The organism is Kluyvera chengduensis (assembly GCF_044197065.1).
Lineage (GTDB): Bacteria > Pseudomonadota > Gammaproteobacteria > Enterobacterales > Enterobacteriaceae > Kluyvera > Kluyvera ascorbata_C.
This window is the reverse complement of record NZ_JBIQOI010000011.1, coordinates 1-18,191: the sequence shown is the minus strand read 5'-3', so window position 1 is coordinate 18,191 and position 18,191 is coordinate 1. Positions and strand designations below refer to the sequence as shown.

Sequence of the window (18,191 nt, the reverse complement as noted above, 5' to 3'; positions counted from 1 at the left end):
CTGACCCTTCGTTGTTATATTTGTTTTTCCTATGACTTGCTGCACTATTATTGCGCTCGATGTACTTTTACGGTGCGAGGTAATATTATCGCTATCTCCATTTTTGTTTTTAAATTCATATAAAACAATAAATTAAATAACTGGCACGTGCCTTGCTAATTGAATTCCATCTTGTATACCAACAGGAATTCAACGATGGCATTAATGACAGGACAAACGCTGGCCGCATGGCGTCAGCAAATCGGTCAGGACAGCGAATCTGTTCTTACCCGTTTACTTGAACATATTAATACCTTCCCGGCGGAAGATAACGCCTGGCTGATGATCGCCAGCGAAGCGCAGCTGACAGCACAATTAGCGCCGTTAATAGGCCTTTATCAGAATAACCCCGACGCCCTGCCATTATTCGGTATTCCCTTTGCGGTCAAAGACAACGTGGACGTCGCCGGATGGCCGACCACCGCGGCCTGCCCGGCGTTTGAATATATTGCCGAGCAGGATGCGACGGCGGTGGCCAGGCTGAAAGCCGCCGGGGCGATTGTCATCGGTAAAACCAACCTCGACCAGTTCGCGACCGGGCTGGTGGGCACCCGTTCGCCCTACGGCGCGGTGGTCAATACTTTTAATTCCGACTACGTCAGCGGCGGCTCCAGCTCCGGCTCGGCCTCGGTGGTGGCGCGGGGCCTGGTGCCGTTCGCCTTTGGCACCGATACCGCCGGTTCCGGGCGCGTACCCGCCGGGTTTAACAATATCGTCGGACTCAAGCCCACCAAAGGCTGGCTCTCCGCCAAAGGCGTGGTGCCTGCGTGCCGCCTCAACGACACGCTGTCGGTCTTTGCCCTGACGGTGGATGACGCTTTTTATATCGCTTCGCTGGCAGGTGGCATTGATAGCGAAGATGCTTACTCGCGCGCTAACCCGGCGACCACGCCTGCGGCGCTGTCAGCGAACCCGACCTTTGCCGTACCGGAAACGCTGAACTTTTTTGGCGACGTTCAGGCGCAGGCGGCCTGGGAACAGGCTATCGATGCGCTGTGTGAAAGCGGCGCCACGCTGAAACCTATCGACTTTTCCGCGTTTACCGAGCTTGCCGAGCAACTGTATCAGGGTCCGTGGGTGGCCGAGCGCACCGCGGCGGTGGGCGACATGCTCAAACACCCTGAGCAGATGGACCCGACCGTCTACACCATCGTCTCTGCGGGCCTCAACTACAGCGCGGTCGATGCCTACAACGCCGAATACCTGCGCGCCGAACTGGCGCAAAAAATCCAGCAGGCGCTAAGTGAGGTCGACGCGCTGGTGGTGCCAACGTCGCCGACCATCCACACCTTAAAGGAGATGGCGCAGGAGCCTATCCGCTTCAACTCCCAGTTCGGCACCTACACCAACTTCACCAATCTGGCCGACCTCAGTGCGCTGGCGCTGCCCGCGCCGTTCCGCGCCGATGGCCTGCCGGCGGGTATCACCCTGATAGCCCCCGCGTGGCACGACCGGGCGCTGGCGGACTTTGGCCGACGCTGGCAGCAGCAGCTTGCGCTGCCGCTGGGGGCGACCGGGCTGCCGTTAACGCAAAACGCCGCCGCGTTGCCGCCATCGCCACACCACGTGCGCATTGCCGTGGTCGGCGCGCACCTGCGCGGTATGCCGCTCAACTTCCAGCTCACCACCCGCCATGCGGTCTTTGTCGAAGCTACGCAGACGGCGGCGACCTATCGCCTGTACGCGCTGGCGAATACCCAGCCGCAAAAGCCGGGGCTGGCGCGTGATGCCTCCGGCGCGGCGATTGAGGTGGAACTGTGGGATATCCCGCTGGCGCGCTTTGGCGAGTTCGTGGCGGAAATTCCGTCGCCGCTGGGCATTGGCTCACTGGAGCTCTGCGATGGCCGCTGGGTGAAAGGCTTTATCTGCGAACCGGCGGCGCTGAACGACGCCGTGGACATTACCGAATTTAAAGGCTGGCGGCACTGGGTTGCCCGTAAGGAGAGCCACCATGTTTAACACCGTGCTGATTGCCAACCGGGGTGAAATTGCCTGCCGCGCGATCCGAACCTTGAAACGTCTGGGCATCACCAGCGTCGCGGTCTACTCCGACGCTGATAAAAACGCCGAACACGTTAAGCAGGCCGATATCGCGCTGGCGCTGGGCGGCGAAAAGGCCAGCGATAGCTACCTGAAGATTGACGCAATTATTGCCGCCGCGCGGGAAAGCGGGGCACAGGCCATCTGGCCCGGCTACGGTTTTCTCTCAGAAAGCCTGCCGTTTGCCGACGCCTGCGACAAGGCGGGCATCGTATTTATCGGCCCCACTGCGCAGCAGATTGGCGAATTTGGTCTGAAGCACCGCGCTCGTGAACTGGCCGCCGAAGCGGGCGTACCGATGACGCCGGGGACCGGGCTGCTCAATTCCCTCGACGACGCGCTGGCAGCGGCGCAAAACATTGGCTACCCGGTGATGCTGAAAAGCACGGCGGGCGGCGGCGGCATTGGCCTGACGCGCTGCGCCGATGCGCAGGCGCTGGCGCAGGGATGGGAGAGCGTGCGCCGTCTGGGCGAGCAGTTCTTCAGCGATGCCGGGGTGTTTGTCGAGCGCTGCGTGGATCGCGCACGCCATATTGAAGTGCAGATTTTTGGCGATGGCAAAGGTAACGTGGTGGCGCTCGGCGAGCGCGACTGTTCGCTCCAGCGCCGCAACCAGAAGGTGGTGGAAGAGACGCCTGCGCCAAATCTTCCGGCGACCACCCGCAAAGCCATTCTCGACGCCGCGGTACAGCTCGGTACGCTGGTGAACTACCGCAGCGCCGGGACGGTGGAGTTTATCTACGATGCCGCGCTGGACGCGTTTTATTTCCTCGAAGTGAATACTCGTCTCCAGGTTGAACATCCGGTAACCGAATGCGTGACCGGGCTGGATCTGGTGGAGTGCATGCTGCGCGTGGCGGCCGATGAACCTATCGACTGGGCGCGTCTGGCACAGGCACCGCAGGGGGCGGCGATTGAAGTGCGCATTTATGCCGAAAGCCCGCTGAAAAATTTCCAGCCGAGCCCCGGCGTACTGAGCGAAGTGGTCTTCCCGGACGATGTGCGCATCGATACCGGCGTCACTACCGGCAGCGAGGTCTCCGCGTTTTACGACCCGATGATCGCCAAGCTGATCGTCCATGCGCCAACTCGCGCGGCTGCGCTGGCAAAACTGGCGACGGCACTTGACGCCACGCGACTGCACGGCATTGCCACCAACCTCGACTACCTGCGGCAGATTACCGCCAGCGAAGCCTTTGTCAGCGGCACCGCCTGGACGCGGATGCTCGATAGCGTGGTGGCGCAGTCACCGATGATTGAAGTATTGCAGCCCGGTACCTGGAGCAGCGTGCAGGATTATCCGGGCCGTCAGGGCTACTGGGATATCGGCGTGCCGCCGTCTGGCCCGATGGATGATTTCGCCTTCCGTCTGGCGAACCGTATTGTCGGCAACCATGAATCGGCGGCCGGGCTGGAGTTCACCCTTCAGGGGCCGGTGTTGCAGTTCCACGCCGACGCGCTGATTGCCCTGACCGGGGCCGACTGTCAGGCGACGCTGGATGATGAAGACGTGCCGATGTGGCAGCCGGTGACGGTGAAAGCGGGGCAAACCCTGAGCCTTGGGCGCGCGCAGAGCGGCTGCCGTGGCTATCTGGCGGTGCGCAACGGGATTGATGTACCGGTCTATCTCGGCAGCCGTTCTACCTTTGCGCTGGGTCAGTTTGGTGGTCACGCGGGGCGTACGCTGAAGGTCGCGGATCTGCTGTCTATCTCGCGCCCAGACATTGCCGCCTGCACCACGCCCGCGCCGGTTTCTGAACCGAAAGCGCTGTCCGCGGCATTAATTCCTGAATATGGCGACGTCTGGCGTATTGGCGTGCTTTACGGGCCGCACGGCGCGCCGGACTTCTTCACCCAGGAGTCTATCGACGAATTCTTCGCCAGCGACTGGCAGGTGCACTACAACTCCAACCGTCTTGGCGTGCGTTTAGTCGGCCCAAAACCAAGCTGGACACGGCCGAACGGCGGCGAAGCGGGGCTGCATCCGTCAAACGTCCATGACTGCGAATACGCCATTGGCGCGATTAACTTTACCGGCGACTTCCCGGTGATCCTCACCCGCGACGGCCCAAGCCTCGGCGGTTTTGTCTGCCCGGTGACCATCGCCAAAGCGGAGCTGTGGAAAGTGGGACAGGTGAAGCCGGGCGACCGTATTCGCTTCTACCCGATTAGCGTGGAAGATGCGGTGGCGCGGGAAAACGCCCAGGACCGCAGCGTTGAAACCCTGCAAACCACCGCGCTGCGTGAATTCGCCATGCCGTCGCTTGCCGACCGCGACGGCGTTTCCGCCGCCGGGCTGGTGTCGCTGCCCGCTACCTTCAGCACTCCGGCGATTGTTTATCGTCAGGCGGGCGATAACTACATCCTGATTGAGTACGGCGAGAACGTGCTGGATCTGGCGCTGCGCCTGCGCGTTCACGTGCTGATGGAGCAGCTGCGTGAACGGGCGCATCCGGGCATTAAAGAGCTTTCTCCCGGCGTGCGTTCGCTACAGGTGCGCTACGACAGCCGCGAGATTAGCCAGCCCGCGCTGGTGTCGCTGCTGCTGGAGCAGGAGGCGCGCATTGGCGACGTCTCCCGCATGAAGGTGCCGTCGCGCATCGTCCATCTGCCGATGGCCTTTGAAGACAGCGCCACGCTGGACGCCGTCAGCCGCTATGCCGATACCGTGCGCGCTTCTGCGCCGTGGCTGCCGAACAACGTCGATTTTATCCAGCGTATTAATGGCCTGCCGAGCCGTGAAGCGGTGATGGAGACTCTGTTTGATGCCAGCTACCTGATTCTGGGCCTGGGTGACGTCTACCTCGGCGCGCCGTGCGCGGTGCCGGTTGATCCGCGCCACCGTCTGCTGAGTTCCAAATATAACCCGGCGCGCACCTTTACCGCCGAAGGTACGGTGGGCATTGGCGGCATGTACATGTGCATCTACGGCATGGACTCGCCGGGCGGCTATCAGTTGGTGGGGCGTACGCTGCCCATCTGGAACAAGTTCCTCAAAAACGCGCAGTTCAACGATGGCGAGCCGTGGCTGCTGCGCTTCTTCGACCAGGTGCGTTTCTACCCGGTGAGCGAAGCGGAGCTCTCTGTGCTGCGCGACGATTTCCGCGAAGGCCGTGCGGCGGTACGTATCGAAGAGACGGTGTTTGATTTTGCCGAGCACCTGCAGTTCCTTGATGACAACGCCGCTGATATCGCCCGTTTCCGCCAGCTTCAGTCTGCGGCATTTGAAGCTGAAGTCGAGCGCTGGCATCTGGACGACCAGGAAAGCGAGGCTGAAAGCCTGCTGCCGATGCAGGAAGAGACCATCGACGACGGCGCGCTGCCGGTGGCTGCCGATATGAACGGCAATATCTGGAAAGTGCTGGTCGCGCCGGGCGAGGCGGTGGAAGCCGGTCAGCCGCTCATCATCGTGGAAGCGATGAAAATGGAGCTGGCCATTCACGCTCCGCAGGCGGGCATCGTTAAACGCATCGGCTGCCAGCCGGGCCGCCCGGTGAGCCCAGGCGACGCGCTGCTGTGGCTGGAATAGGGAGCCGCGTATGACGCAAGCGAACGGCAAAAAACGCACGGTGGGGCTGGCAGAGCGCATCTATCTGGCGCTGAAAAACGACATTTTTGATTTCCGCCTGATGCCCGGTGAGCACTTTAGTGAAAACGAAATCTCCGAGCGCATGGCGGCCAGCCGCACGCCGGTGCGTCAGGCGCTGTTCTGGCTGGAGCATGAAGGCTATGTGCAGGTTTATTCGCGCAGCGGCTGGCAGGTGAAACCGTTCGACTTTACCTACTTCGAAGCGCTGTACGACTTTCGTATCGTCCTGGAGATGGAGGCGGTGAAGCGTCTGTGCGCTATGCCGTCGCAGGAGCGCGCCGCCCATCTCGCGCCGCTGCTCGCTTTCTGGTGCGACGCGCCGCAGATGTCGCCGGGCAAGGAACTCTCGCGGCATGACGAGGCGTTTCACACCGCACTGGTGAGCGCCACCGGCAACGGCGAGATGGCGCGCGTACACGTCGAGCTGACGGAAAAAATGCGCATTATTCGCCACCTCGACTTTACCCGCGAGGACCGCGTGGACGCGACCTATAGCGAACACGCCCAGGTGCTTCGCGCCATTGTGCAGCAGCAAACCGAAGAGGCGCAGCGGATCCTCACTGCGCATATTTCACAGAGTAAGGCCGAGGTCAGAAAAATAACCCTACACCGGCTTCAGCAGGCCCGTTTACAACCCGTTTCACCGTAGTTGTGGCATCCGCCCCATCCCGGTGGGGAACATTTATCACTCAATATCGTTTAGGGGTTTTGGTCATGAAAAGACGTTCTTTACTGAAAGCATTTGCCCTGTCGGCCACCTTTTTGAGCATGGGCTTCTCTTTGCAGGCATACGCAGCAGACACTATTAAAATCGGCATTATGCATTCGCTCTCCGGCACCATGGCGATTTCCGAAACGCCGCTGAAGGACGTGGCGCTGATGACCATCGATGAAATCAACGCCAAGGGCGGCGTGCTGGGCAAAAAGCTGGAGCCGGTGGTGGTTGACCCAGCCTCTAACTGGCCGCTGTTCGCCGAGAAAGCGCGCCAGTTGTTGACCCAGGATAAAGTGGCGGCGGTGTTTGGCTGCTGGACCTCGGTATCGCGTAAATCCGTGCTGCCGGTGTTTGAAGAGCTGAACGGCCTGCTGTTCTACCCGGTGCAGTATGAAGGTGAAGAGATGTCGCCAAACGTCTTCTACACCGGCGCGGCGCCTAACCAACAGGCGATTCCTGCGGTGGAATATATGATGAGCGAAGACGGCGGCAGCGCGAAGCGCTTCTTCCTGCTCGGCACCGACTACGTCTACCCGCGCACCACCAACAAGATCCTGCGCGCCTTCCTGCACTCGAAAGGGGTTCAGGATAAAGATATTGAAGAGGTCTACACGCCGTTTGGCTACAGCGACTACCAGACCATCGTGGCAAACATCAAAAAATTCTCCGCTGGCGGTAAAACGGCGGTGATCTCCACCATCAACGGCGACTCTAACGTGCCGTTCTACAAAGAGCTGGCGAACCAGGGCATTAAAGCTACCGATGTGCCGGTGGTAGCGTTCTCCGTCGGCGAAGAGGAACTGCGCGGTATTGATACCAAACCGCTGGTGGGGCATCTGGCGGCGTGGAACTACTTTGAGTCGGTGAGCAACCCAGTGAACGAGAAGTTTGTCGCGGATTACCGCGCTTATGCCAAAGCGCACAAGCTGCCGAACGCCGATACCGTGGTCACTAACGACCCGATGGAAGCGACCTATGTGGGCATTCATATGTGGGCGCAGGCGGTAGAGAAAGCGGGAACGACCGACGTGGATAAAGTGCGTGCGGCGATGGCCGGGCAGACCTTTGCTGCGCCGAGCGGATTTACCCTGACTATGGACGCGACGAATCACCATCTGCATAAGCCGGTGATGATTGGTGAAATTGAAGAGAACGGTCAGTTTAACGTGGTGTGGAATACCGATAAGCCGGTGCGGGCGCAGCCGTGGAGCCCTTATATTCCGGGGAATGATAAGAAGCCGGATACGCCGGTGAAAACGGGTGGGAAGTAAGGTTTGGTAGTGGGTGAGGGGGCGAGTCCCCTCACCCTAGCCCTCTCCCCAAGGGGGAGAGGGGACAGTTAGGTGCACTATTTGCGTCCTGGCACAATCTGCTCCCTCTCCCTTTTTAAGGGAGAGGGGTGGGTGAGGGTTAATGCACGGTACAACTATCAGAACAGCACCGAATAGTTCAACCCAAACGTCCGCCCGCGCCCTTTGTAGTCATACAGCGACGCCGGGCCATAGCTAGGGCTGTAGTACATCGGCGCACGCTGACCCCACACGGTGGTGTAGTCACGGTCGAACAGGTTTTCGATGCTAAAGCTCAGCTTACCCACCGGAAGGGCGTAGCTGCCGAGCAGGTCGATAGTGGTGTAACCGTCAATCTCATTCCCCGCTTCATCACGCAGCTTAAATGACGTCGTGCTCTGTACGCGCAGGCTCCATGGGTCCGGTGCCCAGCCGATATAAGCGGTGGCTTTTGACGGGCTCGCGACCTTCACATCATATTTTTCCCAACTGCCGTTTACCTTCGACTCGGTTTTCAGCACGTTGAAGTTACCGCCGGTGCTCCAGTTGGTGTCCGGAATAAAGTAGTCCACCGCGCCTTCTACGCCGTAAATGCGACGTTTGTCGTCCACCACGCTGATGGTCAGATCTTTATTCGCCTTCACGTTTTTATCAGACAGCGAGTAGTAAGCCGCGATTTGGGTACGCAGGTTGTCGCCGGTGTAGCGCCAGCCAAGTTCATAGGAGTTGACCTTAATCCCCTCCAGCTTGCTGTCATCGACGTTGACGCTGTTGACGAGCGGCAGATGACCGTTGACCGCCGGGCCATATTTTCCACGACCATAGTATTTGCCAGGGTCGGGGAGCTCCACGCCCTGAGAGAAGTTAAACCACGTCTGCTGGCGCTCGGTGAGGTGCATCAGTAACCCGGCGTTAAACAGGAAGTTGTCATAGTCGGTGGAGCCACCGGGGATCGCATCGGCGGAAGTGGCCTTGCCGTCGGCAATTTTTTGTTGCTCGGCATAACCGACAAAATCATCAACTTTGTTTTCGGTGTACTGGTAGCGCACGCCGCCGCTGAGGGTAAAGATCTCGTTGATGTCATAGCTGGATTGCAGGAAGGCGGCCAGATTGCTGATGTCGTAGGAAGGGTAGCGCCCGGTGGTATAAATCTGCTGGTTGTTCATCCCGCCGGAAGCGTTCGCCAGATCCTTATTGAAATACATCTGGTTTGAGGTAAAGCGCTCATGATCGGCATCCAGTCCATAGGTGAGCTGCCAGCCATCCAGCGGCGTACTGTTCAGGGTGAGCTTGGCACCGTACTGATTGGTTTTCTGCTGAGATGACGAGAAGCTGGTTAAGTTCATATCCTTGTCGACGGTTGGGAACGGATAGAACTTGAGGGACTCATCACGGTAGTAAATCTGCCCGACCAGTTCCTGACCGAGGAAACTGCTGTTGGAATACTGAAGGCTCATCAGGTGCCGTTCGGTGCCCGGAATACGGTCGGAGTTCAATCCGCTGCTGACGTAAGGTTTGGTGGCCCCGGTGAGGGCCGAGAAATCTTTCCCCAGATTCAGGCCATAATCGTCATCGCCCTGACTTTTATAGTATTGACTGACCAGCTGTAGCTGCTGATTTTCATCAATATTCAGCGTCCCGGTGCCCATCAGATCCAGACGGTCGGAATACTGTAGCCCGGTCTGGGTGTTGTCCAGCAGGGTAGCGTCGCCGTTGCCGTCATACCAGCCGCCAAACTTCTGATAGGCCACCGACATACGCCCGGAGATATGCTCGTTGCCGCCGGAGACGGCGCTGGCAATACGCTCGTCGTGATCTTTGCTGCTGTTAAAGCCGCTTTTGATTCCCGCCTCAAACTCCACCTGGGTTTCCGGCTGGCCCTTTTTGGTCACGATATTGATAAGCCCGCCGGTACTGCCGCCGCCGTACAGCGAGGTCGCGCCGGAGATCACTTCAATGTGTTCGATGTTGAACGGATCGATGGAGTCGAGCTGGCGGCTGTCGGTGCGCGATGAGTTGAGGCGTACGCCGTCAATCAGCACCACCAGCGGGCGACCGCGCACGTTCATGCCGTAGTTAGTGCGGCTCTGGCTGCTGACGTCCAGGCCGGGAATCAGCTGGGCCAGCGCGTCTTTCAGCTCTTTACCGCCCTGGATTTGTTGTTCCAGTTCAGCATTTTCGATAACCCAGGTGGTTTGCGCCATCTCGGCTACGGTACGGTTGTTACGGCTGGCGGATATCACCATATTTTCGTCATCGCTTTGTTGGGCGACGGCGGGTGCCATCATGGCAAGCAGCAAGGGGTTAAGCGCCCAGAGAGTATATTTCTTATTAATCATCATCATTCCTGCGCACGGGCAGACAACGATCGGCCCAAAGATGCGCGTAGTGAGTTAAAGAAGCAGCGTGGTGCTACATGAAAAAATGCAAATGGGAATTCTGTGTATAACGTTTCTCATTATCAATAACTGATTCTGATAGTTGCAAATTCCTTCACACTTTGAATAATTTTTTTTCGTTCTGAAATAACCACTTAAATAACGTGGAATAAGCCGTGCGGTGGGTATAAATAATTATTTTGATCCGCTGCTTAACCTATTTATTTTTCTTATGACGAGCTGCGCTATTACCGTGCGCGGATGTGCTGTGGCGGTGCGGTAGAATATTTGATGCTGATATTGTTTTTATATTAATTTTATTGAAATCAGTCTGTTATATATTTGGCATGCGCATTGCTAATTGAATTCCATCTTGTATACCAACAGGAATTCAACGATGAACATAATGATGAGACAACGCGCGGCGCTTTACTTTCCCGCCTTGCTGTTTCTCCTTTTAAGCGGGCTGTTGACCAGCCTTACGGCGCAGGCCGGCACGGCGGCCGATTACGGTCATGCCAGCCGCACCGAGCAGGCGCAGCTGCTTCAGGCATGGGCGGCCGCGCCGCAGGCTGAGCGTCTGCCGCTATTACAGGCGCTAAGCCAGGAAGCGGTGGTGAGCGATGCCGAGGGTCAACTGTTTACGGAAAAAAATGGCCAGCTAACGCCGCTGGAAGGGAGCGCTACGCCTTCTGGCAGCACTAAAAAAGTGTTTATGAATAACCGCATTCGCGGGCTGGTGGCTAGCGCACTGGCCTCGCATCAACTGGTTAGTAACGACGTGAAAGTGCGTCTGAACGCGGCACTCACCTTGCAGAATAGCGCCCAGCAGGATCAACTGCCGATGCTTAGCCAGCGTCTGGCGGTGGAAACCGATGCCGGTGTGCATACCGCGCTGGCGATTGCGGTTGCTAATTTACAGCTCTCCGATAGCCGTGCGGCGCAGCGGCTCAACGCCGTGAAATTACTCGGCGAAGCCAGCGACCCGCAGGTGCAGGCGAGCCTCAGCCGACTGACGCAGCCGCAAAATGAACCCGACCCGGCGGTGCGCGCCGCCGCCGCCGAAAGCCTTAAGCAGGTGCAGCAGCGCCTGAAATGGGGCGACTGGCTGGGGCAGGCGTTCAGCGGTATTTCCCTCGGCTCTATTCTGCTGCTCGCTGCGCTGGGGCTGGCGATCACCTACGGCCTGCTGGGGGTGATTAATATGGCCCACGGCGAGATGCTGATGCTTGGTGCCTACGCCACCTGGATGGTGCAGGACGCGTTTCAACGCCTGGCGCCGGAGTGGCTGGCGCTCTACCCGCTGGTGGCGCTACCGGTGGCGTTCTTTATGACCGCGGCGGTCGGGATGCTGCTGGAGCGCACCATCATCCGCCACCTCTATGGCCGCCCGCTGGAGACGCTGCTGGCCACCTGGGGCATCAGCCTGATGCTTATCCAACTGGTGCGCGTGCTGTTCGGCACGCAAAACCTTGAAGTGGCGAACCCCGCCTGGCTCTCCGGCGGCTGGAACGTACTGCCAAATCTGGTGCTGCCGTACAACCGCATTGCGGTGATCCTCTTCGTGATGGGTGTATTAGCGCTGACCTGGCTGCTGCTCAACAAAACCCGTCTCGGCATGAACGTGCGGGCGGTAACGCAAAACCGCCGTATGGCCGACTGCTGCGGCGTACCCACCGGGCGCGTGGATATGCTGGCGTTTGGCCTTGGTTCCGGCATTGCCGGGCTGGGCGGCGTGGCGCTGTCGCAGCTTGGCAACGTCGGCCCGGAGCTCGGGCAGGGGTACATCATCGACTCCTTCCTGGTGGTGGTGACTGGCGGCGTAGGGCAACTGGCTGGCACCGTCGTGGCCGCGCTGGGGCTGGGCGTGCTGAACAAAGTGCTGGAGCCGCAGATTGGCGCGGTGCTGGGCAAAATTGCCATTCTGGTCCTGATCGTGCTGTTTATTCAGAAACGGCCGCAGGGGTTGTTCGCATTCAAAGGGCGGGTAATTGACTGATGAGCCAACCTATTACGTTAACTCTCGCGCGGCGTGCACCGCGACTGACTTGCTCGCTGGCGGCGCTGGCGCTGGTGGTTTTGCTGGTGCTGCCGTTTCTGGCGCTGCTGCCGGCGGATAACCCGCTGGCTATCTCCACCTACACGCTGACGCTGCTGGGTAAAATTCTGTGCTACGCGGTAGTCGCGGTGGCGCTGGATCTGGTCTGGGGCTATGCCGGGCTGCTGTCGCTGGGGCACGGGCTGTTCTTTGCTCTCGGCGGCTACGCGATGGGGATGTACCTGATGCGTCAGGCGTCGGGCGACGGCCTGCCCGCGTTTATGTCGTTCCTGTCGTGGAGCGAGTTGCCGTGGTTCTGGGCGGGCACCCAGCATTTCGCCTGGGCGCTGTGCCTGATTATCCTCGTCCCCGGCCTGCTGGCGCTGGTGTTCGGCTACTTTGCCTTCCGCTCGCGCATTAAGGACGTCTATTTCTCGATAATGACCCAAGCGCTGACCTACGCCGGGATGCTGCTGTTTTTCCGCAATGAAACCGGCTTTGGCGGCAACAACGGCTTTACCGGTTTCACCACGCTGCTGGGCTTCCCGGTATCGGCAACCGGCACGCGCATTGCGCTGTTTGTCGCCACCGTGCTGCTGCTGACGGGCTCGCTGGCGATTGGCCTGATGCTCACCCGCAGTAAGTTTGGCCGGGTGTTAACCGCGGTGCGCGACGCGGAAAACCGCCTGATGTTCTGCGGCTACGACCCAAAAGGCTTCAAGCTGTTCGTCTGGACGCTCTCCGCCGTGCTGTGCGGGCTGGCGGGGGCGCTGTACGTGCCGCAGGTGGGGATTATCAACCCCAGCGAAATGTCGCCGACCAACTCGATTGAGGCCGCCATCTGGGTGGCGCTCGGCGGGCGCGGCACGCTGATTGGTCCCATTCTCGGCGCGGGGATCGTCAACGGCGCGAAAAGCTTCTTCACCGTCGCCTTCCCGGACTTCTGGCTCTTTTTCCTCGGCCTGATGTTTATTCTTGTCACCCTGTTCCTGCCGCGCGGCGTGATTGGCCTGCTCAAAAGGAGAAAGCATGACTGATTCCCTGTTCACCCAGCCGCAGCCGCAGGACCGCTACCGCGAGACCACTGACCCGGTGCTGCAGCTGGAAAATATCAACGTCAGCTTCGACTCGTTTCGCGCGCTGACCGACCTGTCGCTGTCGATTGGCGTCGGCGAACTGCGCTGCGTGATTGGCCCCAACGGCGCGGGAAAAACCACGCTGATGGACGTGATCACCGGCAAGACAAAACCGGACAGCGGCAAAGTCACCTACGACCAGAACGTTGACCTGATGGGGCTGTCGTCGGTGGAGATTGCCCGTGCGGGCATTGGTCGCAAATTCCAGAAGCCGACGGTGTTTGAGGCGCTGAGCGTGATGGAAAATCTCGAAATTGCCCTGAAGATGGATAAATCGGTCTGGACCTGCCTGCGTGCCACGCTCAACGGCAGCCAGCGGGATCGCATTGACGAAGTGCTGGAGCTGCTGCGGCTGACCGCGCATCGCCATCGCCCGTCCGGGCTGCTTTCCCATGGGCAAAAACAGTTTCTGGAAATCGGCATGCTGCTGGTGCAGGAGCCGCATCTGCTGCTGCTCGATGAACCCGCCGCCGGGCTGACCGACGCCGAAACGGACTATATTGCCGAGCTATTTCGCGGGCTGGCGGGCAAGCACTCGCTGATGGTGGTGGAGCATGACATGGGCTTTGTTGAGACTATCGCCGACCACGTCACCGTGCTGCATCAGGGGCAGGTGTTGGCCGAGGGCTCGCTGCGCGAGGTGCAGGCCAACGAGCAGGTTATCGACGTCTATCTGGGGCGCTAATATGTTACAGGTGAATGATTTAAATCAGTATTACGGCGGCAGCCATATTCTGCGCGGTCTGTCGTTTGAGACTACGCCGGGCGAGATTACCTGTCTGCTGGGGCGCAACGGCGTGGGCAAAACCACGCTGCTGAAATGCCTGATGGGCATCATCCCGGCGAAATCCGGCACGCTGCACTGGCAGGGCAAGCTGATTAACCACTGCAAGCCGCACCAGCGGGTGCAGCAGGGGATTGCCTATGTGCCGCAGGGGCGCGAGATTTTCCCGCGTCTGACGGTCGAAGAGAACCTGCTGATGGGGCTGTCGCGCTTTTCTGGATCGCAGGCCAAAAGCGTGCCGGAAGAGATCTACGAACTGTTCCCGGTACTGCGCGAAATGAAGCAGCGGCGGGGTGGGGATCTGTCTGGCGGACAACAGCAGCAGTTGGCGATCGGCCGGGCGCTGGCGTGCAGGCCGCAGCTTCTGATCCTCGACGAGCCAACCGAAGGGATCCAGCCGTCGGTTATCAAAGAGATCGGCGCGGTGATCCGCAGCCTCGCCAACCGAGGCGATATGGCGATTCTGCTGGTGGAGCAGTTTTATGATTTTGCCGCCGAGCTGGCGGATAGCTACCTGGTGATGTCGCGCGGCACGATTATTCAACGCGGGCGCGGCGACGAAATGGAAGCGCAGGGTGTGCGCCAGTTAGTGGCGATATAACGGTGGGGTGGCCGTTGTAGGTCGGATAAGGCAACGCCGCCATCCGGCAATGTGCGCCGAATTGCCGGATGGCGCTATGTTTATCAGGCCTACCAGCTATACCCCTGACACGCCCCGCGCAGCCGCGATAAAAACTGCTGGGCGTTGGTCGTGAGCGCCGATTTCTGTGACCAGACTGCGCAATACTGCGCGGCGGGCAGGGTGGAGACCGGCAGCGTGACGATTTTCCCCTCAAGCTGTAGCGGCTGGCTCATGGCACGGGCGACGATGGTCAGGTAATCGGATTCCAGCACCATATTCAGCCCGGTTATCACCGAATCGGTACGCAGCGGCGCTATCGCCAACTGGCGATAGAAGTGGGCGAGTTCATTCTGTAGCTGCTGGTAGTAGCCCATCGGCGACTCCGGCAGTAGCCATTTTGCTCGCCGCAGCGCCATTAAATCCCCCTCATTGGCCAGCGGATGCCCGCGTCGTGCCACCACGCAAAACGGGGTGGTGAACAGCGGCTCAATCATCACCCCTTCCGGCGGGTGCATTGGGTCGATGGAGCCGACGGCCAGGTCTATCTCACCGCTGCGCACGCCGGGCAGCAGCGAAGAAAGCTGCCCCTCTTTGAGGGTGAGCGCCACCTGCGGCAGCGCCTGCTTAAAGGCGTCGGCGACGGCGGGAAACACCGTTAGCGCAATGAGCGACGAGTAGCCGATGGTGAGCCTGCCGTGAGTCGCATGGTTTATCTGTTCAACCTCATCGGCAGCGCGACGCAGCTCCTCCAGCACCCATTCCGCACGCTGTGAAAACGCGCTGCCTGCTTCGGTCAGGGTGATACCTTCTTTGCTGCGCAGTAAAAGTTGCGTCCCCAGGGTTTGCTCTAGCTCACGCAACGTGCGGCTGAGCGCGGGCTGAGACTGCCCCAACTCACGGGCGGCCGCACGGATGCTGCCGCTGCGCGCCACCTGCTTTAGCGCCTGCAGTTGGTTCACTTTTGGTAAATAATTCACCGCTTACCCCTATCAGAAAAAAGCATCACCTATAGAAAAATTACATCTTCCCGCCTCTCAGGTAAAGCGCCAGGATACGTAGGGGCAATCGTCCTCACACAACAACTATCTTCATGAGACACAAGGCGGAAAAAATAATGAAAAGTCAGTCTCAAATGATCTTTTTGCTGTTTATTGGCTACGTATTTGTCTATATCGACAAGACCGTGACCGGCTTTGCTTTACTACCGATCGAAAAGGAGTTCGGCCTTAACGCCGAGCAACTGGGCTATATCACTGGGATCTTCTTCCTCGCCTATTCACTGTTTCAGGTGCCTGCCGGTTGGCTGAACGACCGCATTGGCTACAAAACCATGCTGGTGCTGTCGCTGGCGGCGTTGGGCATTTTTGCGCTGTGCTTCGGCGCGCTGGGCGCGAGTTTCGGCCTTCTGCTGCTGTTTCGTTTTCTCTCCGGCGTGGGCCATTCCGGCTACCCGTGCTCGTGCGCCAAGGCGGTGGTCAGTAACTTCAGCGTCGAGAAGCGTACCTTCGCCCAGTCGATTCTGCTCTCTTCCGCAGGGCTGGCGATGACCATCGGGCCGATTATCGCGGTAAACGCATTGGCGATAATGGGCTGGCACACCTCGTTTACCGTACTGGGGGTGATGGTCTGTGTGATTGCGGCGCTGATTGCCCTGCGCGTACCGCGCCAGCAGCTGACGCCGAGCGTGAAAAAGCAGTCCGTCTCCGGCGCGGCGCTGTGGCGTAACCCGACGGTTATCCTGCTGTTTCTGTCAATTTTCTGCGTCAACATCCCCAGCTACGGCCTGATGGCGTGGCTGCCGAAATTCTTCGTCCAGCATATGGGGATGTCGCTGTCGGCTTCCGGCTATGTGGTTGCGGCGGGAGGATTGGGGATCTGGATCTCCTCGCTCGGCACCGGCTGGCTGGTGGGCAAATATTTCCTCAACCGCGAACCGCTGGTCATTGTTATCAGTGCCTTGCTGAGCGCCGTGGCCATTTTTTCTATCTTCCATGCCGCCACGCCGCTGACCGCTAGCCTGCTGCTGTTTGTCGGTGAAGTCTTCCTGATGGCGACGTTTGTTACCGCCTTTACGCTGCCGATGAAGCGACTGCCGGAAAATATGATGGGCTCGGCGATTGGCCTGATTAATACCGGCGGCACGCTGGGCGGTTTTGTCTCACCTATCGTGATTGGCTACCTGGTGGAGCACACCCACGGTTACGCCAGCGCGTTTACGTTTCTGTCACTGGCGATGGTCTGCTCCGCCCTGGCGGTACTGCCGCTGATGAAGCGCCGTACCGTCGCCAGCCTGCCTGTTGTTGAGTAGAAGGAAAATCTGATGAATCACACCACTGAACAGTTAATCTCCGCGGCCTTTGAAGATGCGCTGCGCTGGCGTCGTCATATTCACGCCCATCCGGATTTATCGTTTCAGGAGAAGCCAACGGCGGACTATATCGCCTGTGAACTGGCGCCGTTTGCCGGTCTGGAAATCAGCCGCCCGGTGGAAAACTGCGTGATTGCCGTGCTGCGCGGCGCGCACCCGGGGCCGATGTGGGCGCTACGCGCGGATATTGACGCGCTGCCGCTACAGGAAGAGAGCGGTGAAAACTTCTGCTCCACCGTACCCGGCGTGATGCACGCCTGCGGTCACGATGCTCATGCGGCGATGCTGATGGGGGCGGTAAAGGTGCTCTGCCAGCTGCGCGGCAAGCTGCACGGCAGCATCAAGTTTATCTTCCAGCCCGCCGAAGAGGTGCCACCGGGCGGGGCGCGTGAACTGGTTGAACTGGGCGTGGTGGACGACGTGGAGCATATTTTCGGCCTGCACGTTTTCCCGACCAGCCCGGTGGGGACGATCGCCTTAAAAGAGGGCGTTTATGTGGCCTCCAGCGATAACTTTGATATCACCATTCGCGGAAAAGGCGGCCACGGTTCGATGCCGCAGCACTGCATTGACCCGGTGACCATCGGCGCTGAAATGGTGGGGGCATTGCAGCAGATAGTGGCCCGCAATATCGACCCCGGCACCGCGCCGGTGCTGACCATCGCCACCTTCCAGGCGGGCGATAGCTATAACGTTATCCCCGACAGCGCGCGCCTGGCAGGCACGCTGCGTACCCACAATCAGCAGGTACGAGAGGCAGTGCCGGGGCTGATGTCGCGCATTGTGAATGGCGTTGCGGCGGCGCACGGCGCGGGCTGCGATATCCAGTGGCAGAAAGGCTATGCGGTGGGTAATAACCATGACGCCACCAACACGATTGCCCGCGAAGCGATTGGCCGCCACTTCCCGGCGGGCACGCTGAAGCTGGAAGAGAAGGCGCTGTTCGGCAGTGAGGATTTCTCCTCTTATCAGGAGAAAATTCCGGGGACGTTTCTGTTTATCGGCTGCGGCAACAAGGCGAAAGGGGCAACGTGGAACGTGCATAACCCGCATTTCCGCATTGATGAGGATGCGCTGGCGGTGGGGATTAAGACCCATATTGCGCTGGTGAGTCAGTTGTTGAATCTTGAGTAAATCGGCGTGCCTCCCGGCGGCGCTGCGCTTGGCCGGGGTGGTCCGGTCAGCTTGCCGGG

At 59.4% G+C, this 18,191-nt stretch carries 12 protein-coding genes; 10 read left to right on the top strand and 2 right to left on the bottom strand.

Going from position 1 to position 18,191, the window contains the following annotated elements; all coding sequences use genetic code 11:
* Window positions 1-195: 195 nt before the first annotated feature.
* The 4 genes from atzF (at window position 196) to urtA (ending at window position 7,654) form a co-directional block, all read left to right on the top strand.
* Entirely contained in the window at window positions 196-1,998 is a 1,803-nt protein-coding gene (gene atzF, locus ACH1XZ_RS20325; RefSeq protein WP_395596929.1) for an allophanate hydrolase, read from the top strand.
* The gene (gene uca / locus ACH1XZ_RS20320) at window positions 1,991-5,608 is read left to right on the top strand and encodes an urea carboxylase (protein ID WP_395596928.1); all 3,618 of its coding nucleotides are present in this window, start codon (window positions 1,991-1,993) and stop codon (window positions 5,606-5,608) included. The genes atzF and uca overlap by 8 nt, the downstream gene beginning before the upstream one ends.
* A gap of 10 nt (window positions 5,609-5,618) precedes the next feature.
* Window positions 5,619-6,317 (top strand): GntR family transcriptional regulator, encoded by a 699-nt coding sequence (locus ACH1XZ_RS20315; RefSeq protein ID WP_395596927.1) that lies wholly within the window; start codon window positions 5,619-5,621, stop codon window positions 6,315-6,317.
* Window positions 6,318-6,382: 65 nt separating this feature from the next.
* On the top strand, window positions 6,383-7,654 hold the full coding sequence (urtA, locus tag ACH1XZ_RS20310; RefSeq protein WP_185667235.1) for an urea ABC transporter substrate-binding protein: 1,272 nt from the start codon (window positions 6,383-6,385) through the stop codon (window positions 7,652-7,654).
* A gap of 158 nt (window positions 7,655-7,812) precedes the next feature.
* On the opposite strand, the gene iutA is transcribed toward urtA, so the two are convergent.
* The gene (gene iutA, locus ACH1XZ_RS20305) at window positions 7,813-10,014 is read right to left on the bottom strand and encodes a ferric aerobactin receptor IutA (RefSeq protein WP_395597020.1); all 2,202 of its coding nucleotides are present in this window, start codon (window positions 10,012-10,014) and stop codon (window positions 7,813-7,815) included.
* 442 nt (window positions 10,015-10,456) lie between these two features.
* Between iutA and urtB the strand changes: the two genes are divergently transcribed.
* From urtB to urtE, 4 genes are read left to right on the top strand one after another with little or no spacing between them, the layout of a single operon-like run.
* Window positions 10,457-12,049 (top strand): urea ABC transporter permease subunit UrtB, encoded by a 1,593-nt coding sequence (gene urtB, locus ACH1XZ_RS20300; protein ID WP_395596926.1) that lies wholly within the window; start codon window positions 10,457-10,459, stop codon window positions 12,047-12,049.
* The gene (gene urtC, locus ACH1XZ_RS20295; protein ID WP_395596925.1) at window positions 12,049-13,125 is read left to right on the top strand and encodes an urea ABC transporter permease subunit UrtC; all 1,077 of its coding nucleotides are present in this window, start codon (window positions 12,049-12,051) and stop codon (window positions 13,123-13,125) included. Before urtB ends, urtC begins: the two co-directional genes overlap by 1 nt.
* A complete protein-coding gene (gene urtD, locus ACH1XZ_RS20290) occupies window positions 13,118-13,909 on the top strand; it encodes an urea ABC transporter ATP-binding protein UrtD (RefSeq protein ID WP_395596924.1) in 792 nt (263 codons plus the stop codon). Before urtC ends, urtD begins: the two co-directional genes overlap by 8 nt.
* 1 nt (window position 13,910) lies before the next feature.
* The gene (urtE, locus tag ACH1XZ_RS20285; RefSeq protein ID WP_395596923.1) at window positions 13,911-14,609 is read left to right on the top strand and encodes an urea ABC transporter ATP-binding subunit UrtE; all 699 of its coding nucleotides are present in this window, start codon (window positions 13,911-13,913) and stop codon (window positions 14,607-14,609) included.
* Between the two features lie 89 nt (window positions 14,610-14,698).
* Here the strand turns inward: urtE and ACH1XZ_RS20280 are convergent, their stop codons facing one another.
* Window positions 14,699-15,607, bottom strand: a complete 909-nt coding sequence (locus ACH1XZ_RS20280) for a LysR substrate-binding domain-containing protein (protein WP_395596922.1) — start codon at window positions 15,605-15,607, stop codon at window positions 14,699-14,701.
* Between the two features lie 137 nt (window positions 15,608-15,744).
* Between ACH1XZ_RS20280 and ACH1XZ_RS20275 the strand changes: the two genes are divergently transcribed.
* Entirely contained in the window at window positions 15,745-16,938 is a 1,194-nt protein-coding gene (locus tag ACH1XZ_RS20275; protein ID WP_395596921.1) for an MFS transporter, read from the top strand.
* A gap of 12 nt (window positions 16,939-16,950) precedes the next feature.
* Window positions 16,951-18,132, top strand: a complete 1,182-nt coding sequence (locus ACH1XZ_RS20270) for an amidohydrolase (RefSeq protein ID WP_395596920.1) — start codon at window positions 16,951-16,953, stop codon at window positions 18,130-18,132.
* Window positions 18,133-18,191 lie beyond the last annotated feature (59 nt).